Origin of the sequence: Sphingomonas glacialis, assembly GCF_014653575.1 — a bacterium.
GTDB lineage: Bacteria > Pseudomonadota > Alphaproteobacteria > Sphingomonadales > Sphingomonadaceae > Sphingomonas > Sphingomonas glacialis.
The window spans coordinates 379,855-402,733 of the sequence record NZ_BNAQ01000003.1 but is presented as its reverse complement, the minus strand read 5'-3'; the positions used below and the strand labels follow the sequence as shown (position 1 = coordinate 402,733).

Here is a 22,879-nt window from a genome sequence, read left to right as displayed (position 1 = left end):
GTCTTGAACCCCGCCCAAACGCGTTCGCTTCCCCGGCGCAGCCCGGGGCCCAGGAGCGACGCACGGCGCAGGAGGGTGCTGTACTCGATCAACGCAACGGCCCGCTACTGGGCCCCGGCCTCCGCCGGGGAAGGGAAGGAAAGAAGAAGGAAGATGGGATCAGCGCTGCAGCACCGTCACCGGCGCGAGCGGCAGCTGTGCGCGGATCGCGGGCGAATACATCGCCTCGACCCGGCTCGGCGGCAGGTTGAAGCGCCCTGCCCCGTTCAGCCGCAGCATGTACGACGCGCTGAACGCCCCGCGCGGCACCCAGCCATAATAGGCGCGCCACGCATCGTTGCGCTTCTCGACATAGGCGGGAACCACGCCGACCTGCACGTCCCAAAGCTTGCCATCGGCATCGCGCGCCTGGAACTTGGCGCCCGGCCCGGCCTGCGCCTGCCCGGCAAGCATCTGCGACTGTCCGCCGAGATCGCCGATGATCGTCGCGCCCGCCGGGATCGGATCGTTGATCACCACCCAGTTGCGCTCGGCGCTCGCCTTGACGGTGATCGTCACCTTGACGACGTCGCCGCGCGTCAGCACGCCCTTGGTGCGCGCCTGCACAACCTCGACGTTGCGCTGCATCTCATAGCCAGCGAACAGCGGCCTGGTCAGCGGCACTGCGGCCGAGATCGAGACGTTCGCCCACGGCCCCGCGCCACCGCTCGATTGCGACAGTTTGAGCGGGGTGAGCACAGCCGGCAGCTGGAAGGTCGCCGTCCGCGCGGTCGTCGCCAACGGCCAGGCCTTGCTGATCGTCTGCGCGCCCAGGCCCAGCGTCGTATTCCCGACGATCGCGCTTGCCGGATAGAGCGCCGCGAACTTGCGCGCCGCGATCGTGCCCCAGGCGTTGGCGGTGGTCGTGTCCCAGCGGCCGTGCGACTGGCGCAGCGCGACGCCGACCATCATCTTGGCCGCCTCGTCCTGCCAGCCGGGCCGGCCGAGCGTCGCGATTACCGTCTTGATCGAGGCTTCGTCGCCCGACGACATCAGCCACCACGGCTGGTTGCTGCTGTCCGACAGATCGAGCCGCGTGCCCTCATAGACGAGCCGGGTCCGCAACTGCGCCTCTCCCGCCGCCTTCAGCGCATTGGCGTTGGCGAGCCCCGGCACATGATCGAGCGCGACGAGATAATCGGCGAGCAAGGCGGTCGGCATTTCCTTCGGGATCATGCTCAACTGCCCGAGCATCGCCGGCGTCGCTGCTCCGGCCCGTGCGAGCGCGTTGAAGGCATAGACGCGCTGGAGCCGGACATCGCCATACTCCTCGTGGCGCAAGCGCCCGTCGAGCACGGCTTTCAGCCCCTCGATCATCTTCGCGCGCGGCCCCTCTGGGATCGGCAGGCCGGCCTCCGACGTCATCGCTAGCACATAGGCGGTGAGCGCCTCGGAGCCCGTCAGGCTGCCCGACGGCCAGTAGCGCAGCAATCCGTCATCGGCCTGATACGCCGGGATGTCGCTCGCGAGCCTTTGCCACAGCGCCGCATCGCCGAGCGCCACCGCGCGCGACAGCTGCTGTTCGAAGCAATTATACGGGTAGCGCGCCATGAAATCGCGCACCCCGGCAAGCGGCGGCGCGAGCGTATCGTCGAGCCGGATATCGACCGTCCCACGCCCCGCGATCGCCCCGATCGGCGGCTGGATCGGGATCGTCGTGTCGCCGCCGACGCGCGCGAGCGTCCCCGCCCACACTTCGAGCGGGTAGAGCGGCGTCACCGCCTGATTGACGGTGATCTGGTCGACCGCCTTGCCGTCCGCCGAACGCGCGCTGACATGCCAGCGCAACGCGTCGAGATTGGCGGGCGCGGTCAAATTCCAAGCGACCGGCATCGCGCCGCCCGCCGGGATCGTCACCGTCAGCGGCTTGCCCTGCGCGATCGCGGGGGTGAGGTCGACGCTTGCCGTCACCGTCATCGGCTTGTCCGAGCCGTTGCGCAGCGTGAAGCTCGAGGCGTAGAAATCGCCGGTCCGCACCACAGGCGCGATGCCGGCGAAGATCGACAGGTCCTGCGCGGTGCGCACGCTCGCCATGCCGGTGCCGTAGAGCTGCGACCCATCGGTCGCGATCGCCACCAGCTTGAACGAGGAGAGCGCGTCGGACAGCGTCACCGGAATCCGCGCATGGCCATTCTGGTCGAGCGCGACGCGGCCCTTCCACAGGATCACCGGCTGGAAATTCTCGCGATTGAGCCCCGACGAATCGCCACCGCCGCCGCCGCCGGCCTCGACCGCCTTCTTGCCGTAATGGCGTTTTCCTACGACCTGCGTCTGCGCGGTCGAGGTGAGCACGGCGAGCGGGCGCTCGCCCATCACCGCGGTCAGCACGTCCCAGCTGTCGTTGGGCGCGAGCTGGAGCAGCGCCTCGTCGACCGCAGCGAAGGCGACGTCGGCGGTGCGGACCGGCTTGCCGTCGGGGCCGTTCACCTGGACGTCGACCTGCGCGACGTCGCGCGCGGCGTAGCGTGCCCGGTCGGCCTTGACCGCGACCTGGAGCTGGTGCGCTTCCCAGCCGACCTTCACCTTTGCGATGCCGATGCGGTAGCTCGGCTTGGCGAGATCGACCAGCGCGGTCGGCTCCTGCCCCTCGGGCGGATCGCTCGCGAGCCCGACCGAACGCGCGAGGCCGTGGAGCCAGCTCCAGATCCCGCTCTCGGTACGGCCGCGCACGACCATCACCGAGACGAACACGTCGGGCGCATAGGAGCCCGGCATCTTCACCTCGACCACGGGGTCCGCCCCGCTGAGTTCGGTGACGTAGCTCGCGAGCACGCCCTCGCGCTCGACGGTGACGAGCGCGGTCGCCTGGCGGAACGGCATGCGCACCTGGAAACGCGCGGTCTCGCCGGCCTTGTAGGCGAGCTTTTCGGGGACGACGTCCATCCGGTCGCCATTGTCGCCGCCGAACCACCAATCGTCCTTGCCGGCGAGCCACACGCTCTGCGTCGCGCGCGCTTCGTTGCCCGCGGCGTCCTTGGTCGTCGCCACCGCATAGACTTCGCCCGAAATGCCGGGGTCGAGCTTGCACGTCGCCAGCCCCTGCGCATCGGTCGTCGCGCTGCAGGTCTGGCTGAGCTTCTCGGTCTTCATGCGGTTGTCGTACGCATAGAAGCCGCCGATCAGCCGGCGTCGCGCCGTCAGGATCTGCCGGCTGTAGAGCGCGACCGAGATCGCCTGGTTGGCGAGCGGCTTGCCCGCGGTATCGAGCGCGACGAAGCGCAGCCGCAGATCGTCCTGCTTCATCAGCCAGCCGTCGGTCTTGACGCCCAATTGCACCGCGCTCGGGAAGATCGGGATCCGCTTCGAGGCGGTCAGCACTTCGCCATTGGCGTCCTGATAGTCCATCTCGACGAGCATGTCGGTGACGCCGTCGAGCGTCTGCGGGATCGACACCGTCTGCTTGCCCGTCCCGTCGCCGCCGAGCGTCGAGGGGAGCGTCTGCGTCGGCGGGAGCGTTGCCTGCTCCTCCTCGCCATCGCCGTTGAGCGGCTTGGTGCCCTCGACGATCGCCTTGCCGCCGAAGCTGTAGCTTTCGTAGCCGTCGGGCGTGCCCTCATGCGCGAAATAGCCGATTCGCATGTCGACCGGCAGGTTCGATGCGCCGCCGCCCGACAAATATCCGACGAACAGGTCGAGCGCGAGGCTGATCGGGCGGATCGCGGCGTCCTTCGGGCCGGTCACGGTCGCGCGCATCGTCGGCAGCTTGTATTCGTCGACCTTGAACGACTGGCCGGTCTCGATCGTGCGGTTGTCCGCGATCACCGACAGGTCGTACTCGCCCATCGGCGCGCCCGCGGGGGCGGTCCATTCATTCTCGCCGATGCCGTTCGCGTCGATCGTCAGCGGCAGGTCGAACTGCGTGTCCGAACCGCGATGCTGCAGCCGCAGCGTTCCCGTCACGCCCGGCGCAAAGCCGAAGCCGCTCGCCACCGAAGTGCGCAGGATGTGCTTCATATGGACCGTCTCGCCCTGGCGGACGAGCGCGCGGTCGAACACGGTGTGGAGGAACTCGCCGCGAGCCGAATAGCCATAGGGCAGGTCGAAATCATACGGGCGGATGCCCTTGCCCCAATCGGTCAGCGTGAAGCTGAAATCGTCGCCGGCACGCGCCGAGACCATCAGCGGGCTCGACCCGCCGTCGCACGAGCCGCCATACGCTTCGGGCTCGGGCAGCCCTGGCGGCACGTTGAGCCCGCCATTCTTGTCGGTGATGCCGCGCGCGAGCAATTTGCCGGTGCAGCTGTCGGTGACGTGCACCTCGGCATCGGCGACGGGCTTGCCGGTGTCGAGCGCGGTGACCCAGGCGAGACTCGCCGCGCGACCCCATTTGAAGTGGACGCTCATGTTGGTGACGAGCGCGGCGGTCGCGACGTAGCGCGGCGCCTTGCGCCCGAGCAATGCCTGGCCGAGCACCGGGCTCGCGAGTTCGACGACATAGAAACCGGGCTTGCCGCCGCCGAGCGGCAGGCCGACGACTTCGAAATCCTTGCCCTTGCCGGGCAGGCCGATCTTCATCGGCGCACCCTCGCCGGCGAGGATCGACTTGGCACCGGTGTCGTTGATCCGCACCTTCTCCTTGCCGCGCGTTTCCTCGTGACTGGCCTCGTCGTCGGCATGGCCGACGGTGCGCAGCCACTGCGCGATCTTGCCGTCCGAGCCATCGACGCGCAGCGCCTGCCCGCCGATCGTGACGTTGGTGCACTGGAGCGCTGGCTCGACGTTGCGGACGGTGACGGGCAGCACGCCGCCCTGCTTCGATTCGAGAATGCCGAACGACGCGGCGAATTTGACGAGCGGCGGGGCGGCATCGAAGCGCACGGCGAGCGGGAAGCGCTCGGCGTTCGACAGTGGTCGACCGCTCTCGTCCTTGACGCCCGCCGGCAGCACGACCTTGCCGGTCTGCGCCTGCGGCAGCGGGCTCTTGAAGCCGACCGCGGAAATCGTCGCCTTGGTCTTCGCATCGCCACGCTCTGTGTCAGAGCTCGAGTCGAACAGCGTCGGCGTCAGCACTTTGCCGTCGGCGGTCTCGATGCGGACCTGCTTGGCAAGCTCGCTCGGCACCGGCGCGGAGAAACGCACCCACGCCTTCTCGACCGGGTTGCAACCCGCGGCGGCGTTGACGCGCGAGCATTCGAAGCGCGCGGTGAAGGGTTTGCGGACGCTGAAATCGAAGCGCTGGTCAGTGCCGGCGGTCTTGCCACCAGCGCCAGCGATGCTCGCACCCCACACCAAGGCGACATCGGCGCCGGGCGGCAGCGGGCGGCGGCACTTCAGCGCGGTGACGCCGGCATAGGCCTTCGCGCGATCGGCCGGTGCCGGGATCGCGGCGGGCAAGCCACCGCTCTCGAGGAAACTGCGGACGTTCCAATTCTCGGTGCCCATCTCGCCAAGCAGCTTGCCGGGCAAATCGACGGGGAGCACGTCGACCGGGATCTTCTCGCCGATCCCCTTGATCGCGCAATAGGCGTTGGCGGCGACCGAGGCGGGGGTGGCGGGCAGATTGGCCGCGACGAGGAAGGTCTGGTCCTCCTCGATCTCGTCCGAATCCCCACCCGGCAGGATCGCGCGCGCGACCGGCCCGCCGGCGTCGACGGTGAACTCGCTCTGCCCCGTCGCGGCATAGCCTGAAACGCTCTTGAGCCCCTTGCGCAGCGCGAATTTGCACGTCGTGCCGCCGGGCAGGCCGCTCGCGAAATCATAGACGAAGGTTTGTGGGTCGACCCAGCGCCCTTGCCCGGAAACCGCGCAGGTCACGTCGAACGGCGCGGCCGCACGCGGATCGCCCAAGGGCACCATCGGCTGGTTGAAGCGCGCGGTAAAACGCTCGATCGCGCCGTCGCCGATACCGGGGGTGGCGAGGATGACCTGCGGGCTCGCATCGCCGAACGCGGCGAACGGGACGCAGACCAAAGCGAGCAAGGCGATTCGGAAACCCAGCTTCATCGCATCTTCCCCCCGAAGCCGCTTCGCATCGCCTTATAGGGCGACGCGGCGTGCGAGCACAACGACGGTCCGTCATAGCGCGGTCCCCTTGATTAAACCACGAACTTGTTGGAAAATCACGAAGAACGACTCGGGGAGGGGTGGCTGAAAGGCCAGGGTCGTCGGGGGGAGCCGGTCTTGGGGGCAGGATGGGTCATGTTCGCGATCGATGCGATCGCGCGCGAAACGGTCGTGTTCGCGGCGATCGGTTTCCTCGTCGGCGGCTGTGACGACCTAGCGATCGATATCGGCTGGATCTGGATCACGCTGACTCGCCGCCGTCCCGCTTTGCCGCGGACGCTCGATGCGTATCGGCAAACGCCGCCGCGCCGGATCGCGGTGTTCGTTGCGGCGTGGGACGAGTCGACGGTGATCGGCGCGATGCTGCGCAGCGCGCTCGCGCGGTTCGAGCATGAGGATTACCGCCTGTATGTCGGGACCTACCCAAACGACCGCGCGACGATCGACGCGGTCGCAGCAGTGGCGGCGTGTGATCCGCGCGTACGGCTGGTCATCAACAGCCGCCCCGGACCGACCACCAAAGCCGATTGCCTCAACGCCGTTTGGCGCGCGCTCGAGCGCGACGAAGCGCGTGACGGCGTACCCGTCGCCGCGGTCGTGCTGCATGACGCCGAGGATCTGGTCCACCCCGGCGAACTGCGCGTTTTCGATGCGCTGATCGGGCGCTATGCCGTCGTCCAGCTCCCGGTGCTGCCGTTGGTCGATCGCGGTGCGCCGCTCGTCTCGGGGCACTATGCCGACGAATTCGCCGACGCACACAGCCGGCAAATGGTGGTGCGCCAGGCGCTCGGGGTCGGGCTTCCGCTCGCCGGGGTCGGCTGCGCGATCGAACGCCAGATGCTCGGTCGGATCGCAGCCGCGCGCGACGGTTTGCCGTTCGACGCGGGCTCGATCGTCGAGGATTACGAACTCGGCTTGCTGATCGCCACGCTCGGCGGACGCGGCGTGCTCGCGCGTGTCCGCGCAGATGGCAAGCTCGTTGCGGTCCGCGCGTATTTCCCGGCGACGGTACCTACCGCGGTACGGCAGAAGGCGCGGTGGATGACGGGCATCGCGCTGGCCGGCTGGGACCGGATCGGCTGGGGGGGCGCGCTCGATTGGCGCGACCATTGGATGCGGATGCGCGATCGGCGCGCACCGCTCGCAGTGCTGGTGCTGTTCGTCGCCTATACCGCTTTTATCGCCTGGGGTGTTGCGTTGGTGGCGCACGCGCTCGCCGGACGGGCGGCGGCGGCGCCCTCCGCGGCGATGCTGGCGCTGCTGCACCTGAACGGCGCGTTGTTGGCCTGGCGGCTCGTCTGGCGCGCGGCCGCGACCGGCGCCGCCTATGGCTGGCGCGAAGCGCTATGGTCCCTGCCCCGCGCGCTGGTCAGCAACTATGTCGCGCTGCTCGCGGCGCGGAGCGCCATGACGGCGTATGTCCGATCGTTGCGCGGTACCGCGCTGCGGTGGGACAAGACCAGCCATGTCTTTCCAGGTGCAATAGAACGGACCGAGCCGGGTTCCGAACATTGAGCGTTCAAGGACGCGGGCGTCCTCTGCGCTTTCTCGGCGTCCTGGCGGTCGGATGGATCGCGGCGCGGCTCGCGATGGTCTGGCCGCAGCCCGCACCGATCGCAGCGCCATCGCTGATCGCGCGCTCGCTCGGGATCAAACGATCGTCGCTGCCGGTGATGCCGATGCCGATGCCGGGATCGCATCCCGCGGCGAGACGGAGTGCGCACATCGCGACACGCGTGCCGGCACTCCGATATCGGGCGCCCCGATACCGGGCACCGCACAATCCTATCGCAGCGCGGTCGCTCGCCCCCTATCGCCGACCAAGTCCCAACCAGCCGCCGAAGAGCGCCGATGCCCCGCCCGCAGATCGCCTCCTCAGCCACCGCCCCCTGCCCAGCCCCGCCGGCCAAGCTGGTGCCGCGCTCGAGCCCAGGTCGACGGCGCTGATTGCGGGTCTGCCCGACAGTGCCGCTGGCGCGGTGCCAACGCATGCGCCCTCGCGCTGGTCGGGCAGTGCCTGGCTTGCCGCGCGCGGCGGGTCAGGGCTCGCGTCCGGCGCACTTGGCGGACAGCTCGGAGGATCGCAGGCCGGCGCTCGGCTGGTCTATGCGCTCGACCGACACCATCGCATCGCGCTTGTCGGCCGCGTGACGTCGCCACTCGGCAGCGGGTTGCGCGAAGCCTCGGTCGGCGTCGAATGGCAACCGACTCGTCTGCCACTGCGCGTCGTCGCCGAGCACCGCTTCGCACTGGCGGGCGGGCAAGGCGGGCCCGGTGTCGGCGTGGTCGGCGGGGTTGGACCGGTGACGGTTTCACCCGGCGTCCGCTTCGAGACCTATGTGCAGGCAGGACTCATCCGGCGCACGCAGACCGAGCCGTATGTCGATGGCGCGGCGCGCGTCACGCATCCGATCGCGACCCTTGGCAAAGTCCGCTTCGATCTCGGGGCGGGCGTATGGGGCGGTGCGCAGCGCGGTGCGACGCGGCTCGACATCGGGCCGTCGCTCGGCGTCGCGCTGCCGCTCGGCAAGCAATCGGTGCGGCTCGCGCTCGACTGGCGCGAGCGCATTGCCGGAGGAGCGCGCCCGGGATCGGGCCCGGCGCTGACGCTCGGCAGCGATTTCTGACACGCCGTGCTTTGCGCACGCTCCCTGAGCGGCTAACGCTGGTGGGCAATGGACATCTACCTGCCCATCGCCAATCTTTCGGTAAACGCGCTCGTGATCGTGCTGCTCGGCGGCGGCGTCGGGCTGTTGTCGGGGATGTTCGGCGTCGGCGGCGGGTTCCTCACCACGCCGCTGCTGATCGTCTATGGCATCCCGCCGACCGTCGCCGCCGCCTCGGCCGCGAGCCAGGTGACCGGCGCGAGCGTGTCGGGGGTGTTCGCGCATGTCCGGCGCAAGGGCGTCGATTTCAAGATGGGGGGCTTCCTCGTTGCGGGCGGGCTGGTCGGCGCGGTGTTCGGCGGCTGGATCTTCCGCTTGCTGCAAGCGAGCGGCCAGATCGATACGGTGATCGCGATCGTCTACGTCCTGCTGCTCGGCTCGATCGGCAGCATGATGGCGACCGAATCGTGGGGCGCGATCCGCCGGATGCGCAGCGGCGAGGCGCCCAAGCCGCGTAAACGCCGCCATCATCCGCTCGTCGCGGCACTGCCGATGCGGACGCGCTTCTACCGTTCGGGGCTCTACATCTCGCCCTTCGCGCCATTGTTGCTTGGTTTCGGCGTCGGCATCCTGACGATCCTGCTCGGCGTCGGCGGCGGTTTCATCCTCGTACCCGCGATGCTCTATCTACTTGGCATGACAACGCAGGTGGTGGTCGGCACCTCGCTGTTCCAGACGCTGTTCGTCACCGCGATGGCGACGATGGTGCATGCCACGACGACCAAGGCCGTCGACATCGTGCTCGCCGCCTTGCTGCTGCTCGGATCGGTCGCTGGCGCGCAGATCGGCGCGCGGTTCGCTGCGCGCGTGAAGCCCGAATATCTGCGGCTCGCGCTCGCGGTGATCGTCCTGCTCGTCGCGGGGCGGATCGCGCTCGGGCTCGGCTGGCGGCCCGATGAGATCTATTCGGTCGAGCTGTCGTGAGACGCGGCTGGATCGTGCTGGCCGCCGCGCCGCTGCTGATGGCGCAATCCGCATCGCGGCCAGCCGCGAAGCCCGTGCTCGTCCCCGACGTGTCGCAGCGCGACATCGAGATCCAGTACAGCTTTACCGGCGCCAATTTGCTGCTGTTCGGCGCGATTCTCTATCCCGGCGGCCGCTTGCCCGACGACGACAAGCCCACCGACATCGTCGTGGTGGTGAAGGGGCCGGTCCAATCGATCCTGGTGCGCGAGAAACAGAAGCTGGCCGGGCTGATGTGGGTCAACGCCAGTCGCCTGCGATATCGCTCGGCACCCAGCTTTTACGCGATCGCCTCGTCCAAGCCGATCGCGCGGATGCTCGATGCGCGGACGCGCGCGATCTACGAGCTTGGGCTGTCGAGCCTGCAGCTTTCGCCGGCCTCGAGCGCGCCGCTACAGGAGCAGGATCGCTTCGCGCGCGGACTGGTCGAATTGAAGACACGCACGGGCCTGTACCTCGAGGCACCGGGCGCGGTCGAGATCACCGACGGCGTGCTCTATCGCGCACGCGTGACGATCCCCGCACGCGTGCCGGTCGGGCGGTTCACCGCCGAAACCTTCCTGATCCGCGACGGGCGCGTGCTCGCGGCGGCGACGCGCGATATCGAAATCCGCAAATCGGGCTTCGAGCGCTTCGTCGCGCGATCGGCCGAGCGGCAGTCGGTGCTTTATGGGCTGGCCGCGGTAGCGCTGTCGGTGCTGTTCGGCTGGGGTGCCGGTGTGGTGGCGCGGCGGTTTTAAACCCCGCCGCGCCGCCGCACGCTTTCGTTCAGGCTTCGGCGGTTTCCAGCGCCGGATAGTCGATATACCCCTCGGCGCCCTGGCTGTACCACGTCCGCGGGTTATCCGCGGCGAGCGGTGCGCCGGTGCGCAGACGCTCGGGCAGATCGGGATTGCTGATGAAGGTGCGGCCGAACGCGATCGCATCGGCGACGCCCGAATCGATCGCCGCCTGCGCCTCTTCGACGCTGCGATAGTCTGAGTTCAGCACGAGCGGGTTCGAGAACGCCTCGCGGATTTCGGGCGAGAGCTTGGGAACGTCGGTGCGGCCGAACGTGCCGTCGGGGCCGGGCTCACGCAGTTCGAGGAAGGCGATGCCGATCTCGTCGAGCGCCTTGGCCGCAGCGACAAACAGCGCCTTGGGATTGCTGTCGTCGACGCCCTGCGAATCGCCATTGGGCGACAGGCGGATCGACGTGCGGTCGGCACCCGCGACGCTGGCGACGCGCTCGGTCACTTCGCGCATCAGGCGGATGCGATTCTCGATCGAGCCGCCATAGATGTCATCGCGGAAATTGGCGTTGTCGCGCAGGAACTGGTCGATCAGATAGCCGTTCGCGCCGTGAATCTGGACGCCGTCGAACCCAGCGGCCAGCGCATTCTTGGTCGCCAGTTCGTAATCGGCGAGCAGGCGCGGAATCTCGTCGAGCTCGAGTGGACGCGCCGTCTCGAAATCCTGCTTGCCTTCGTAGGTGTGCGCCTGGCCCGCCGTCGCAGTGGCCGACGACGACACCGGCTGTCCGCCGATCACCGACGAATGCACCTGGCGCCCCATATGCCACATCTGGACGATGATCCGGCCGCCCGCGGCATGGACCGAATCGGTGACGGGCTTCCACGCCTCGACCTGCTCGTCGGTCCACAGGCCCGGCGCGAACGGCCAGCCAAGGCCTTCCTGGCTGATCCCGGTGGCTTCCGAGATGATCAGGCCGGCGCTGGCGCGCTGCGTGTAATATTCGGCCATCATCTCGGTCGGCACATGCGCCTTGGTGGCGCGGCCGCGCGTCAGCGGGGCCATCAGGATGCGGTTGGGGGCGTGGATCGCACCGAGCTGGATGGGATCGAACAGACTTGGCATGCGGAGTCCTTTTGCTGAGACGCGCCCCAGATAGGAAGCTAGGGGGCAGCATGCACCCGCGTTTGCCGAAAAGAAAATCTGTCGCTGCCGAAACGGCGGTGCTCCCGCTGCTCGCTTTGATCGTTGCCAATGCCGCACTCGCCTTCGGGCCGTGGTTCGTCCGCCTCGCCGATACCGGGCCGATCGCATCGGCGTTCTGGCGGATCACGCTGGCCGCGCCGATCCTTGCCGGCGCCGCGCTGGCGACGGGCTGGCGACCGCGCGAAGTGCCGCGCGCACTGTGGGGAATCATCGCGATCGGCGGGCTGTGCTTTGCCGCCGATCTCGGCAGCTGGCATCTCGGGATCCTGCGCACGACGCTCGCCAATGCCACGCTGTTCGGCAATTCGGCGACGTTGATGTTCCCACTCTACGGCTTTCTCGTCGCGCGCGCTTGGCCGACGCGAGTCCAGGGCGTGGCGCTTGGGCTCGCGACGATCGGCGCTGGGCTGCTGATGGGGCGGTCGTACCAGCTCGATCCGCGTCATCTCGCGGGCGACCTGCTCTGCCTGACCGCGGGCATCCTCTATACCGGCTATTTCATCCTGATGGCGCGCGCGCGCGCGACGATGGCGCCGCTCCCCGCGCTGGCGCTGTCGACGCTCGCGAGCGTGCTGCCGCTGCTCGGCTTTGCGCTGGTGATGGGCGAGAAGATCCTGCCGACCGACTGGACCCCGCTGATCGGCCTTGCGCTGGTCAGCCAGATCATCGGCCAAGGGCTGATGATCTATGCGCTCGGCCGCTTGCCGCCGCTGACCGTCGGGCTCGGTTTGCTGACGCAGCCGGTGGTCGCAGGGACGATCGGCTGGATCGTCTATGGCGAGCGGCTGGGGCTGCCCGATTTGGTCGGCGCGGTGCTCGTTGCGATCGCACTCGTACTGGTCAGTCGGCGTCCACGCGCCTAGATAGCAGGCATGACAGACTCGATCGCACCAACCGCCTCGCTCGACGACGCGACGCTCGACGAAATCCGCGCGGCGCTCGCGCCTGCCATTGCCAGCAATGCGGGCTTTGACGGGTGGGGCGATGCCGCGCGCGACATGGCCGCCGATGGCGCCGGCGTCGATCGCGACGTCGCGCGGCTCGCCTTTCCCGGCGGTGCGGTCGACATGATCGCGGCGTGGTTCGCGCATGTCGACTCCACTATGCTGGTGCGCGTTCCGCCCGAAGCGCGCGGCACGATGAAGGTGCGCGAGAAGATCACCGCGCTGGTCGAAGCTCGCCTTGCCGAGACCGCGCCCGACCGCGAAGCGCTGCGCCGCGCGCTCGCCATCCTGGCGCTGCCGCAGAATGCCGCACGTGGGGTCAAGCTCGGCTGGCACGCGGCCGACGTCATCTGGCGCGCCGCGGGCGACACCGCGACCGACTATAATCATTATACCAAGCGCGCGATCCTTGCGGGCGTCTATGCCGCGACCGTCACCGTCTTTATCGACGACCAGAGCGATGGCTATGCCGACACGCGCGCGTTCCTGGCGCGGCGGATCGAAGGGATCCTGCGGTTCGAAACCGCCAAGGCAAAGCTCGTCACCAAGTCCGAGCTCCGCCCCAGCCTGTCGCGTTTCATCGGACGGCTGCGCTACCCTGCGGTGTGATCGCGCTGTTTGCGAGTGCGTCGCAATTAAAGCTGGTGTTGCGGCGTTGTTATTGATAATCGCTCGCAGATGGATATCTTGCGTAGCATGAAGCTTTCCGCTCCTGAGTCGCTCAGCCTCGAGTCGCTGCCGCAACGCCGCCAGGCGACGGTCGCGGCGATCGACTGGACGCATCTCTCGACGCCCGAGGCGCGCCGCTTGCGCGAACTCGGCTTCGACGAAGGCGTCGGTGTCGAAGTCCTCCACCGCGCGAGCCTCGGCAAGGGGCCGATCGCGTGCCGCATCGGCCGCATGACCGTCGCGCTCCGCCGCGCGGTTGCCGGCGCGATCCTCGTCTCGCCCGTCACGCAGTAAGATGACCGCTGCGCCGCTGGTGGCGCTGGTCGGCAATCCGAATGCCGGCAAGAGCGCGCTGTTCAACGCGCTGACCGGCGCCCGGCAGAAGGTTGGCAATTATCCCGGCGTCACGGTCGAGCGCCATTCGGGCAAGCTGACGCTCCCCGATGGCCGCATCGTCGATCTGGTCGACCTGCCCGGCGCCTATAGCCTCGAACCCTCGAGCCCCGACGAGCGCGTGACGCGCGACTTCGTCACCGGCACGCAGGCGGGCGAGCGGCTGCCCGACGCCCTAGTCGTGGTGGTCGACGCGTCGAACCTCGACAATCATCTCCGCTTCACGCTCCAGCTGATCGCGCTCGGTCTGCCAGTCGTGGTCGCGCTCAACATGTTCGATCTTGCCGAGCGCGACGGGCTGACGCTCGATCCGTTGAAGCTCTCGGCCGAACTCGGCGTGCCGGTCGTACCGACCGTCGCGGTGCGGCGACGCGGGCTCGACGAGCTGAAGATCCTGCTCGGCGGCATCGTCGATGCCGACGCGGCGATCCGGCTGCGCCCGAGCAATCACGCGATCGGCGAGGATATCGTCACGCTGCAACGCCGCGCGCGGAAGATCGCACAAGCGGCGACGGTCGCGGAAGCGCCGGCGCGACGCTGGGGCAATGCGCTCGATGCGGTTGCGCTGCATCCGGTGTTCGGGCTGGTGCTGCTCTTCGCGATCCTGTTCGTGATGTTCCAGGCGGTGTTCTTTGCAGGCGCCGCGCCGGCAGAGGCGATTGCGGGCGTATTCGATGGCGTATCGGCGCAGATCAAGGACGTGATGCCCGATTCGGTGCTGCGCTCGCTGATCACCGACGGGATCATCGCCGGCGTCGGCGCGGTGGTGAAGTTCCTGCCGCAGATCCTGATCATGTTCTTCTTCATCCTGGTGCTCGAGGCGAGCGGCTACATGGTCCGCGCCGCGTTCCTGATGGACCGCGTGATGGCGAGCGTGGGGCTGTCGGGGCGCGCGTTCATTCCCTTGCTGTCGAGCTTTGCCTGCGCGGTGCCCGGCATCATGTCGACGCGGACGATCGAGGACGAGAAGGACCGGCTCACGACGATCCTCGTCGCGCCGCTGATGACATGTTCCGCGCGGCTGCCGGTCTATACGCTGGTGATTGGCGCGCTGATCCCCGACACCAAGGTGCTGCCGTTCGTCGGGCTGCAGGGGCTGGTGATGCTCGGGCTCTACGTCATGGGCGTGGTCGGCGCGTTCGTCGTCGCTTTCGTGCTGCGCCGGACCGTGACCAAGGGCGCATCGTCGGGCTTCATGATGGAGATGCCGAAGTACCAGCTGCCGCGGCTGCGCGATCTCGCGATCGGGCTGTGGAGCCGTGCGGAAATCTTCCTCAAGCGCGCCGGCACGACGATCGCCTTCACGACCATCGTGCTTTGGGCGTTGCTGAGCTTTCCCAAACCGCCCGAGGGCAGCCCTGTCTCGGCGGTCAATTATTCGGTCGCGGGACGGATCGCCAATACGATCGAACCCGCTTTCCGTCCGATCGGCTTCAATCGCGACATCGTGCTCGCATTGATTCCGGCGATGGCCGCGCGCGAGGTCGCAGTGGCGGCACTCGGCACCGTCTATGCGATCGACACCGCGGGCGAGCAGAGCGAAACCAAGATGGCGCAGACGCTCCATAAACGCTGGAGCCTGCCGACCGCGCTCGCCTTCCTGATGTGGTTCGTGTTCGCGCCGCAGTGCATCTCGACGATTGCCGTTACCCGGCGCGAGACCAACGGATGGAAGTGGCCCGCCTTCATGGTTGGCTATTTGTTCGCGCTCGCTTACATCGCTGCAGGAGCGGTCTATTGGGCCGCGATCGGATTCGGGCTCTAGCGAGCCCCAGCAGCGGGATACGGGATATGGTGGGCGGCAGCGTCAACAAGGTGATCATCGTCGGCAATCTCGGGCGCGATCCCGAGAGCAAGTCGTTCCAGAATGGCGGCAAGGTCGTGAACTTGCGCATCGCCACGTCGGAGACGTGGAAGGACAAGAATACCGGCGAGCGCAAGGAACAGACCGAATGGCATTCGGTCGCGATCTTCAACGAAGCGCTCGGCGGCGTCGCCGAGCGCTATCTGCGCAAGGGTTCGAAGGTCTATATCGAGGGCGCGCTCAAGACGCGCAAATGGCAGGATGCCAGCGGTAACGACAAATATTCGACCGAGATCGTGCTCCAGGGCTTCAACGGCGTGCTGACGATGCTCGACGGCGCGCCCGGTTCGGGCGGCGGCGGCGGCGGCGGTGGTGGCGGCCAGCGCGACGATTTCGGCGGGAATGACGATTTCGGCGGCGGCGGCGGTGGTGGCGGCTACGGCGGCGGTCAGCGCAGCGGTGGCGGCGGGGCACGCGGCGGCGCGCCTGCCGGCGGCGGTGGCCAGCGCGGCGGGTTTGCCGACGATCTGGACGACGACGTACCATTCTGAACCGGGAGCGACCTGTCGCGTTGATGTCGGACATGACCCAAACTTCCCAACCGCCATTGCCGGTTGCACCCGGCTGGCGGATCGACGAGCACGCGCGCGCTGCGGCGATTGCCGAACACGATATCGAGTCGCTCCGCGACGATGCGGCCTTGCGCCGCATCACCGATTTCGCTGCGGCGTTGTGCGAGGTTCCGGTCGGCCTGGTCAGCATCGTCGAGGCCGAGCGCCAGACCTTCTTGTCGCGCACCGGACTCGATCTGACTGAAACACCGCGCGAAATGTCGTTCTGTGCGTATGCGATGCGCGAGGACGACATCATGGTCATCCCCGACGCGACGCAGGATCCGCGGTTCGCCGACAATCCGCTCGTCATCGATGGACTCGGCATCCGATTCTACGCGGGCGTGCCGCTGGTGCGCGACGACGGCATTCCGCTCGGATCGCTCTGCGTGATCGACACCGTTCCGCGCGCCGGGCTGACCGCGCTGCAGCGCCAGGGCTTGAAGGTGCTCGCCGAGGATGTGCTGCGGCGGCTTGGCGACAGTCGCTCGGCTGCCGCCTCGCGCGCGGCGATCGGCGACAGCGAGGGGCGCTTCCGCACGCTTGCCGACACGATGCCGCAAATGGTGTGGTCGACTCAGCCCGACGGCTTCCACGATTATTACAATGCGCGTTGGTACGAGTTCACCGGAGTCCCCGCCGGATCGACCGATGGCGAGGGTTGGGCGGGCATGTTCCATCCCGACGATCAGGACCGTGCCTGGGCCGTGTGGCAACATTCGCTCGCTACCGGAGAGCCGTACCAGATCGAATACCGCCTGCGCCGCCACGACGGCCAGTATCGCTGGACGCTCGGCCGCGCGCTGCCGATCTTCGACGATACCGGGGCGATCGTCCGCTGGTTCGGCACGTGCACCGACATCCACGAAGCCAAGCTCGCGAGCGAAGAGCGCGAAGTCGTCGCGCAGGAGCTCAGCCACCGCATCAAGAACATCTTCGCGGTGATTTCGGGGCTGATCGGCTTTTCGGCCCGCGCAAATCCGGGCTTCGCCACTGTTGCCGACGATTTGCGCGCGCGCGTCATCGCGCTTGGCCGCGCGCATGATTTCGTCCGGCCGCACAGCGCGCAGTCGCGTCCGGTGGCCGATCAGACGAGCCTCCAGGGCCTGCTCGCCGAGCTGTTCGAACCCTATCAGTCGCGCACCGCGTCGCGCATCACCATCAGTGGCGACGACGTCGCGATCGATGACCGTTCGGCCACGCCGATCGCCTTGCTGTTCCATGAGCTTGCCACCAACGCGACCAAATATGGCGCATTGTACAACGATGACGGGGCGATCCTTGTCCACAGCCGCCGCGTCGGTGACCGGATCGTGATCGAGTGGCGCGAGCGTGGCGGGCCGATGGTGCAAGCACCGGCCAAGACCGGTTTCGGCTCGCAGCTGATCGAATTGAGCGCGGTTCGTCAACTTGCCGGGACCGTGGCGCAGCGCTGGGAGCGCAGCGGGCTGGAAGTCGAAATCACGCTGCCGGAAAGCTCGCTCAGCCGGAACTGACGCGCATGGCTAGCCCGGCAGGCCGAGCCGTCACAGCTCAGACGAGCGGAATGAAATCCGCGTGCTCCACCACGTCAAAGTCTGTCGTGGCGGCGGCTGCTGCGGCAAGGATCGCATCGGCGCGGAACGGCTTGCGGACATAGCCGACGGCACCGCTCGGATGGGCGATCTGGCCCGGATTTGCCGTTACGAAGATGACCTTCACACCATAGTCGTGTGCGAGCGTCCGCGCCAATTCCGGGCCGGTCGGACCGTCGCGGAGATTGATGTCGACCAGCGCGAAACTGCAGTCCTCGGCGGCATCGAGCGCGCCCGAACGATCCGCGGCAATGGCTTTCACGGCATAGCCCGCGTCCATCAGAATCCGCTCGAGGTCGAGCGCGACGAAAATCTCGTCTTCGACGATGAGGGCAGTGGCGGGCATGACCGTGCGGACCTTGGTTGTGTTACGAAACCAAGTAACCCCGCGTCGGACGCTTTGGTTCCTCGCGCTTATGCCGGTTTGCGCAGCAGGAAGACGGCATGTTCGGCCAGGATGTTGGCCGCTGCGGTCCCGGTACGTTTGTCGCCCGACAGGAACCACGCCCCTTCGACGACGATTCCGCGCTCAGCCACGAAGCTGCGGAAATCGTCGATCGTGACGTGATGGATGTTGGGCGTGTCGTACCAGCGCTCCGGCAAGAGCCGCGTCACTGGCATCCGGCCGCCCCACAGCAGCGACATCCGCACGCGCCAATGCGCGAAGTTCGGGAACGACACGAATGCCTGGCGGCCGACGCGGAGCAGATGATCGAGCACGACATCAGGGCGCTTGGCGGTCTGCAGCGTCTGGCTGAGGATCGCGTAATCGAAGCTCGCCTCCGGATATTCGGCGAGATCCACATCGGCATCGCCCTGGATCACCGACAGCCCGCGCGACACTGCGGCCGCAACATTGCCGGCATCGAGCTCGAGCCCACGCGCATCGACGCGCTTGGTATCGCGCAGCGCGGCCATCAGCGCGCCGTCACCGCAGCCGACGTCGAGGATCCGCGTGCCGGGAGCAACATGCTCGGCGATGATCGCGAGGTCGGGGCGGAGCGCGGTCATGCGCGCAGCGCCGCAGCGAAGGCGGGGTCGAGCCGCTCCATATAGCGTTCGGGTCGGAGCGGGGCGTGGAAGCCGATCGCTTCGTAAACGCCGTGCGCGTCGGCGGTGACCAGCGCGATCCGACGGATGCCCTGATAGTCGGGATGGTCGACGAACCATTGCACCATCCGCCGCCCCAGTCCCTGCCCGCGTGCCGCAGCGTCGATCCAGACATCGGCGATCCAGGCAAAGGTCGCGCGATCGGTGATGGCGCGGGCATAGCCGATCTGTACGCCGTCGCGGTACGCGCCGAGACAGTGCGACCCGGCGATCGTCCGCTCGACCAGATCGCGCGCGATTCCCGGCGACCAGTAACTCGAGGCCAGCCAGGCGTGGATCTGTGCCACGTCGAGCGCGCTCTTGTCGTCGGATACCGTGATCATTCGCCAGCCCTCAGGAAGCCGTTGACGACACGATTCATCTCGGGCGCTTCGAGCAGGAAGGCGTCGTGGCCGTACGGGCTCGACAGCTCGACGAAGCTGACCGGCGCGCCGGCGGCGTTCAGCGCATGGACGATCGCGCGCGATTCGGCGGTCGGGTACAACCAATCGGTGTCGAAGCTGACGAGGCAGAACCGCGCCTTGGTCGCGCGGAAGGCGTTGGCGAGCTGCCCGCCATGCTCGCCTGCGAGATCGAAATAATCCATCGCCCGCGTAATGTAGAGATACGAGTTGGCGTCGAAGCGATCGACGAAGCTGATCCCCTGATGGCGCAGATAGCTCTCGATCTGGAAATCGGCATCGAAGCCGAAACTGATCGCGCCATCGGGCCGATCGGGACGCGCCTGCAGCCGGCGGCCGAACTTCTCGGTGAGGCCAGCCTCGGACAGATAGGTGATGTGCGCCGCCATTCGCGCGACCGCGAGCCCCGCCGCGGGCGGATCGCCGGCTTCGTAATAGGCGCCGCCGCGCCATTTCGGATCGGCCATCACCGCCTGGCGCCCGACTTCGTGGAAGGCGATGTTCTGCGCGGTGTGGCGCGCGGTCGAGGCGATCACCACGGCGGCGCGGACACGGTCGGGGAAGGTCGCGGGCCAGCTCACCGCCTGCATCCCGCCCATCGACCCGCCGACGACGGCGTGCAGCGTCGCGATCCCGAGATGATCGAGCAGCAGCGCTTGCGCGCGCACCATGTCGCGGATCGTGATGACGGGAAAGCTCATCCCCCACGGCGCGCCGGTCGCCGGGTTGATCGTCGCGGGGCCCGACGAACCCATGCAGCTCCCCAGCACGTTCGCGCAGACGATGAAGTGCCGCGCGGGATCGATCGGCTTGCCCGGGCCGACCATCCGCACCCACCAGCCGGGCTTGCCCGTCACCGGATGCGCCGAGGCGACGTGCTGGTCGCCCGTCAGCGCGTGGCACAGCAGGATCGCGTTGCTGGCGTCGGCGTTGAGCGTGCCATAGGTCTCGTAGGCGATCTCGACCGGCGAGAGCAGCACCCCGCCATCGAGCCGGAGCGGCCCGGGCAGGCTGACATGGCGGGCTAGCCCGAAACGCGGATCATCGCTCATGGCCTGCGGTTAGGCCCGCGCAGGGCTCAACTCAAGCGGCGCGCATGCGCGCGCCCCGCGATGATCGTCTGCGCCGCCAGCCGCCCGGTCTGCGCGCTGCCGTTCATATAGCCGGGATAGGCGTCCGACAGATGCTCGCCGGCGAACAGCACCGGACCCGACGGAACCGGCGCCTTCGCCATGCCATCGACCTCGGTCCAGATCAGCCGCCCGAAGCGCGTCAGCTGGCCGGGGCGGAAATTGACATAGGCGCCCATCGACAGCGGATCGCGGTGCCAGGTGCTGCGCCGTGCGAACGCACTCGTCGCTGCGGTGATCCCGGGCAGCCCGGCCTCGGCCTGACCGGCAAAGCGCTTGGCCAGTGCGGCGGGTTCGGGCGTACCGGCCGCCGCGACCTCGGCGCCTCCGAGGAACCACGTCCACACGTCGCCGCTCGCGCCGCGCCCGCGCACGCTGCCGTCCCACCCGCTGGCGACGCCACCGCGCGGATTGGTCTGCCAGATCTCGCCGCCGCGGCCCATCACCTTGTCCCACGGCCGCGCGCTCATCCCGGCCTGGACCTTCATGTTCACGCCAAGCCCGACCTCGGCGATGAAGCGCGTCCACAGCGGCGGCAGCGGAATGCGGAAATCGATCTTCCGCGTGACCGACGCTGGCGTCGTGACGATGACGTTGGCGGCATCGACGGTCTTTCCGTCCGAAAAGACGATCCGCACGCCGGGGCCGAACGGGTCGACCCGCGTCACGCGGCGGTTGGTGGTGATGCGCCCGGTCAGCCGCGCCGCCATCGCCGCAATGAGCGCGCTGCTGCCGCCCTCGATCAGATAGCGTTCGTCGCTGCGGCTGAGCACGTCGATCCGCCGCCCTGAGATCGACGGCAGGTTGAAGACCAGCTCGATCGCAGAGGCCTGCCCCGGCTCGGCGCCATATTCGGTCCGCGCGGTCGCTTCCATCAAGCGGCGGACCCACGGCTCGGGCATCAGCGCGGCGTGCTTGTCGAGATACGAGGTGAAGCTCATCGCATCGAGCTCGAGCGCGACCTTGGCGTAATTCTGGTCGAGCCGCACCGAATCGGCGTCGATCTGCCCGGCGATCCCGCGCAAGGCACCGGCAAGCTTGCCCTCGGGGACTTCCTTGCCGTCGCTCAGGATGACGGTGCGATGCGGCGCGCCCTTGCGGTCGAGCAGCGACAGACCGAATTCGCGCGCGAGGGTGTGCATGTCGGCATGGTCGGTGTTGACGAGCTGCCCGCCCGCCTCGACCGTCGGCTTGCCGGGTTCGCGCGCGGTGTACATGCGCCCGCCAAGCCGCGTGCGCGCCTCGTAGAGCTGCGCGTCGATTCCGGCCTGTGTCAGGTGCCAGAGCGCGGTGAGCCCGGCGATCCCACCGCCGATGATCGCCACCGGGCCGCCGCCCGGCGCGGCGAAGGCGGGACGTGGCAGCGCCGCCGCCGCCCCAGCCGCGCCCAGCGCCAGCAACACCGCACGCCGCGTCTGGCCGGTATCGCCCGCCACCGGCGGGGCGATGCCCGCCTCGCTCAGATTGGCCTGTCGCGCCGCCTCGAGCGCATGCCAGACCGTCTCGCCACCCCGCATTCCCGTCTCCTGCTCGCCGTCTCCTAGCAGGCGCGCGCGACAACGCCAGAGGCGCAAACCTTGCCATGACGCCAGCGATCCGCCATGCGCCGCGCCATGCTGCCTTTCGCCCGCGTCACCATCATCGGGATCGGCCTGATCGGATCCTCGATCGCGCGCGCCACGCGTGCCGCGATGCCAAGCGTCGCGCTGACCGGCTACGACGCCGACGCCGATGTGCGCGCGACCGCCGAGCGGCTCGACATGTTCGACGATGTCGCGAGCAGCAGCGGGGCTGCGGTGATCGACGCCGATCTCGTCATCCTGTGCGTGCCCGTCGGCGCGATGGAAGCCGCCGCGTGCGATTTCGCCGCCGATCTTCCCGCCGACGCCGTCGTCAGCGATGTCGGCAGCTGCAAGGCCGAAGTCGTCCGCGCGCTGACAGCAGCGTTACCGAACGCGACGATCGTACCGGCGCATCCCGTCGCGGGGACCGAGCGCAGCGGGCCCGAAGCGGGGTTCGCGACGCTGTTCCACAAGCGCTGGTGCATCCTGACGCCACCCGAGGGCACCGACGCACTCGCGATCGAGCGCGTCGCCGAATTCTGGCGGCGGTTGGGCGCCGAGATCGAGACGATGGCGCCCGACCATCACGACCGCGTGCTCGCGATCACCAGCCATTTGCCGCACCTCATCGCCTATACGATCGTCGGCACCGCGTCGGACATGGAAGAGGTTACGCAGTCCGAGGTGATCAAATATTCGGCGGGCGGCTTTCGCGATTTCACGCGCATCGCGGCGTCGGACCCGACGATGTGGCGCGACGTGTTCCTCGCCAATCGCGAGGCGGTGCTCGACATGCTACAGCGCTTCTCGGAAGATCTGTCGGCACTCCAGCGCGCGATCCGCTGGGGCAAGGGCGACGAACTGTTCGATCTGTTCACCAAGACGCGCGCGGTGCGGCGCGGGATCATCGAACAGGGGCAGGACGACCCGGCGCCCGATTTCGGGCGGACGCACGAGTAGCCGCTTCGACTACCCCTGCCGTCACCCTGCGAAGGCGAGGGTCCCGCTTCTTCCTCCGAGCGCGGGCCAGGCAGCGGGATCCCCGCTTTCGCGGGGATGACGGGCAATTTTC

General features: G+C 68.2%; 18 protein-coding genes. 11 read left to right on the top strand and 7 right to left on the bottom strand.

Annotated elements, in window-relative coordinates; genetic code table 11:
• Window positions 1-159: 159 nt before the first annotated feature.
• Window positions 160-5,982 carry an alpha-2-macroglobulin family protein gene (locus IE187_RS12625; RefSeq protein ID WP_189676545.1) on the bottom strand — a complete coding sequence of 1,941 codons (5,823 nt, stop codon included), beginning with the start codon at window positions 5,980-5,982 and terminating at the stop codon, window positions 160-162.
• Window positions 5,983-6,177: 195 nt separating this feature from the next.
• Here IE187_RS12625 and IE187_RS12620 point away from each other — a divergent pair, with 195 nt between their 5' ends.
• From IE187_RS12620 to IE187_RS12605, 4 genes are read left to right on the top strand one after another with little or no spacing between them, the layout of a single operon-like run.
• Complete coding sequence (locus tag IE187_RS12620; RefSeq protein WP_189676544.1) at window positions 6,178-7,557, top strand: glycosyl transferase family protein; 1,380 nt, start codon at window positions 6,178-6,180, stop codon at window positions 7,555-7,557.
• On the top strand, window positions 7,554-8,669 hold the full coding sequence (locus IE187_RS21350) for a serine/threonine-protein kinase (RefSeq protein WP_229839390.1): 1,116 nt from the start codon (window positions 7,554-7,556) through the stop codon (window positions 8,667-8,669). Before IE187_RS12620 ends, IE187_RS21350 begins: the two co-directional genes overlap by 4 nt.
• Window positions 8,670-8,717: 48 nt before the next feature.
• Window positions 8,718-9,632 (top strand): sulfite exporter TauE/SafE family protein, encoded by a 915-nt coding sequence (locus IE187_RS12610; protein WP_133191192.1) that lies wholly within the window; start codon window positions 8,718-8,720, stop codon window positions 9,630-9,632.
• 38 nt (window positions 9,633-9,670) lie between these two features.
• Complete coding sequence (locus IE187_RS12605) at window positions 9,671-10,411, top strand: TIGR02186 family protein (protein ID WP_189676664.1); 741 nt, start codon at window positions 9,671-9,673, stop codon at window positions 10,409-10,411.
• A gap of 28 nt (window positions 10,412-10,439) precedes the next feature.
• Here the strand turns inward: IE187_RS12605 and IE187_RS12600 are convergent, their stop codons facing one another.
• Entirely contained in the window at window positions 10,440-11,528 is a 1,089-nt protein-coding gene (locus tag IE187_RS12600; RefSeq protein ID WP_189676543.1) for an alkene reductase, read from the bottom strand.
• Window positions 11,529-11,578: 50 nt separating this feature from the next.
• Here IE187_RS12600 and IE187_RS12595 point away from each other — a divergent pair, with 50 nt between their 5' ends.
• From IE187_RS12595 to IE187_RS12570, 6 genes are all read left to right on the top strand, one after another.
• The gene (locus tag IE187_RS12595; RefSeq protein ID WP_189676542.1) at window positions 11,579-12,472 is read left to right on the top strand and encodes a DMT family transporter; all 894 of its coding nucleotides are present in this window, start codon (window positions 11,579-11,581) and stop codon (window positions 12,470-12,472) included.
• Between the two features lie 9 nt (window positions 12,473-12,481).
• The gene (locus IE187_RS12590) at window positions 12,482-13,162 is read left to right on the top strand and encodes a COQ9 family protein (protein ID WP_189676541.1); all 681 of its coding nucleotides are present in this window, start codon (window positions 12,482-12,484) and stop codon (window positions 13,160-13,162) included.
• Window positions 13,163-13,249: 87 nt separating this feature from the next.
• Window positions 13,250-13,516, top strand: coding sequence for a FeoA family protein (locus tag IE187_RS12585; RefSeq protein WP_133191202.1), 267 nt, complete (start codon window positions 13,250-13,252; stop codon window positions 13,514-13,516).
• Window position 13,517: 1 nt separating this feature from the next.
• Window positions 13,518-15,380, top strand: a complete 1,863-nt coding sequence (gene feoB / locus IE187_RS12580; RefSeq protein ID WP_133191204.1) for a ferrous iron transporter B — start codon at window positions 13,518-13,520, stop codon at window positions 15,378-15,380.
• A 29-nt stretch (window positions 15,381-15,409) separates the two neighbouring features.
• The gene (gene ssb, locus IE187_RS12575; protein WP_189676663.1) at window positions 15,410-15,970 is read left to right on the top strand and encodes a single-stranded DNA-binding protein; all 561 of its coding nucleotides are present in this window, start codon (window positions 15,410-15,412) and stop codon (window positions 15,968-15,970) included.
• A gap of 32 nt (window positions 15,971-16,002) precedes the next feature.
• On the top strand, window positions 16,003-17,526 hold the full coding sequence (locus tag IE187_RS12570; RefSeq protein WP_189676539.1) for a PAS domain-containing protein: 1,524 nt from the start codon (window positions 16,003-16,005) through the stop codon (window positions 17,524-17,526).
• Window positions 17,527-17,563: 37 nt separating this feature from the next.
• Here IE187_RS12570 and IE187_RS12565 read toward each other — a convergent pair whose 3' ends face one another.
• From IE187_RS12565 to IE187_RS12545, 5 genes are all read right to left on the bottom strand, one after another.
• A complete protein-coding gene (locus tag IE187_RS12565; protein ID WP_133191210.1) occupies window positions 17,564-17,950 on the bottom strand; it encodes a response regulator in 387 nt (128 codons plus the stop codon).
• Between the two features lie 68 nt (window positions 17,951-18,018).
• Window positions 18,019-18,615, bottom strand: coding sequence for a methionine biosynthesis protein MetW (gene metW / locus IE187_RS12560; RefSeq protein ID WP_189676538.1), 597 nt, complete (start codon window positions 18,613-18,615; stop codon window positions 18,019-18,021).
• Window positions 18,612-19,037, bottom strand: coding sequence for a GNAT family N-acetyltransferase (locus IE187_RS12555; RefSeq protein WP_189676537.1), 426 nt, complete (start codon window positions 19,035-19,037; stop codon window positions 18,612-18,614). Before IE187_RS12555 ends, metW begins: the two co-directional genes overlap by 4 nt.
• Complete coding sequence (gene metX / locus IE187_RS12550; RefSeq protein WP_189676536.1) at window positions 19,034-20,167, bottom strand: homoserine O-acetyltransferase MetX; 1,134 nt, start codon at window positions 20,165-20,167, stop codon at window positions 19,034-19,036. The genes IE187_RS12555 and metX overlap by 4 nt, the downstream gene beginning before the upstream one ends.
• Before the next feature lie 26 nt (window positions 20,168-20,193).
• A complete protein-coding gene (locus tag IE187_RS12545; RefSeq protein WP_189676535.1) occupies window positions 20,194-21,762 on the bottom strand; it encodes a flavin monoamine oxidase family protein in 1,569 nt (522 codons plus the stop codon).
• Window positions 21,763-21,858: 96 nt separating this feature from the next.
• On the opposite strand from IE187_RS12545, the gene IE187_RS12540 reads away from it, so the two are divergent.
• Window positions 21,859-22,767, top strand: coding sequence for a prephenate/arogenate dehydrogenase family protein (locus IE187_RS12540; RefSeq protein ID WP_189676534.1), 909 nt, complete (start codon window positions 21,859-21,861; stop codon window positions 22,765-22,767).
• Window positions 22,768-22,879: the final 112 nt, after the last annotated feature.

Bases quoted from the DNA above. Each gene is read 5' to 3' on its own strand.
- metX (WP_189676536.1), bottom strand. From the start codon at position 20,167: ATGAGCGATGATCCGCGTTTCGGGCTAGCCCGCCATGTCAGCCTGCCC.
- IE187_RS12610 (WP_133191192.1), top strand. From the start codon at position 8,718: ATGGACATCTACCTGCCCATCGCCAATCTTTCGGTAAACGCGCTCGTG.
- feoB (WP_133191204.1), top strand. From the start codon at position 13,518: ATGACCGCTGCGCCGCTGGTGGCGCTGGTCGGCAATCCGAATGCCGGC.
- metW (WP_189676538.1), bottom strand. From the start codon at position 18,615: ATGACCGCGCTCCGCCCCGACCTCGCGATCATCGCCGAGCATGTTGCT.
- IE187_RS12595 (WP_189676542.1), top strand. From the start codon at position 11,579: ATGCACCCGCGTTTGCCGAAAAGAAAATCTGTCGCTGCCGAAACGGCG.
- IE187_RS12605 (WP_189676664.1), top strand. From the start codon at position 9,671: ATGGCGCAATCCGCATCGCGGCCAGCCGCGAAGCCCGTGCTCGTCCCC.
- IE187_RS12545 (WP_189676535.1), bottom strand. From the start codon at position 21,762: ATGCGGGGTGGCGAGACGGTCTGGCATGCGCTCGAGGCGGCGCGACAG.
- IE187_RS12620 (WP_189676544.1), top strand. From the start codon at position 6,178: ATGTTCGCGATCGATGCGATCGCGCGCGAAACGGTCGTGTTCGCGGCG.
- IE187_RS12565 (WP_133191210.1), bottom strand. From the start codon at position 17,950: ATGCCCGCCACTGCCCTCATCGTCGAAGACGAGATTTTCGTCGCGCTC.
- IE187_RS12540 (WP_189676534.1), top strand. From the start codon at position 21,859: ATGCTGCCTTTCGCCCGCGTCACCATCATCGGGATCGGCCTGATCGGA.
- IE187_RS12590 (WP_189676541.1), top strand. From the start codon at position 12,482: ATGACAGACTCGATCGCACCAACCGCCTCGCTCGACGACGCGACGCTC.
- IE187_RS12625 (WP_189676545.1), bottom strand. From the start codon at position 5,982: ATGAAGCTGGGTTTCCGAATCGCCTTGCTCGCTTTGGTCTGCGTCCCG.
- IE187_RS12570 (WP_189676539.1), top strand. From the start codon at position 16,003: ATGACCCAAACTTCCCAACCGCCATTGCCGGTTGCACCCGGCTGGCGG.
- IE187_RS12555 (WP_189676537.1), bottom strand. From the start codon at position 19,037: ATGATCACGGTATCCGACGACAAGAGCGCGCTCGACGTGGCACAGATC.
- IE187_RS12585 (WP_133191202.1), top strand. From the start codon at position 13,250: ATGAAGCTTTCCGCTCCTGAGTCGCTCAGCCTCGAGTCGCTGCCGCAA.
- IE187_RS12600 (WP_189676543.1), bottom strand. From the start codon at position 11,528: ATGCCAAGTCTGTTCGATCCCATCCAGCTCGGTGCGATCCACGCCCCC.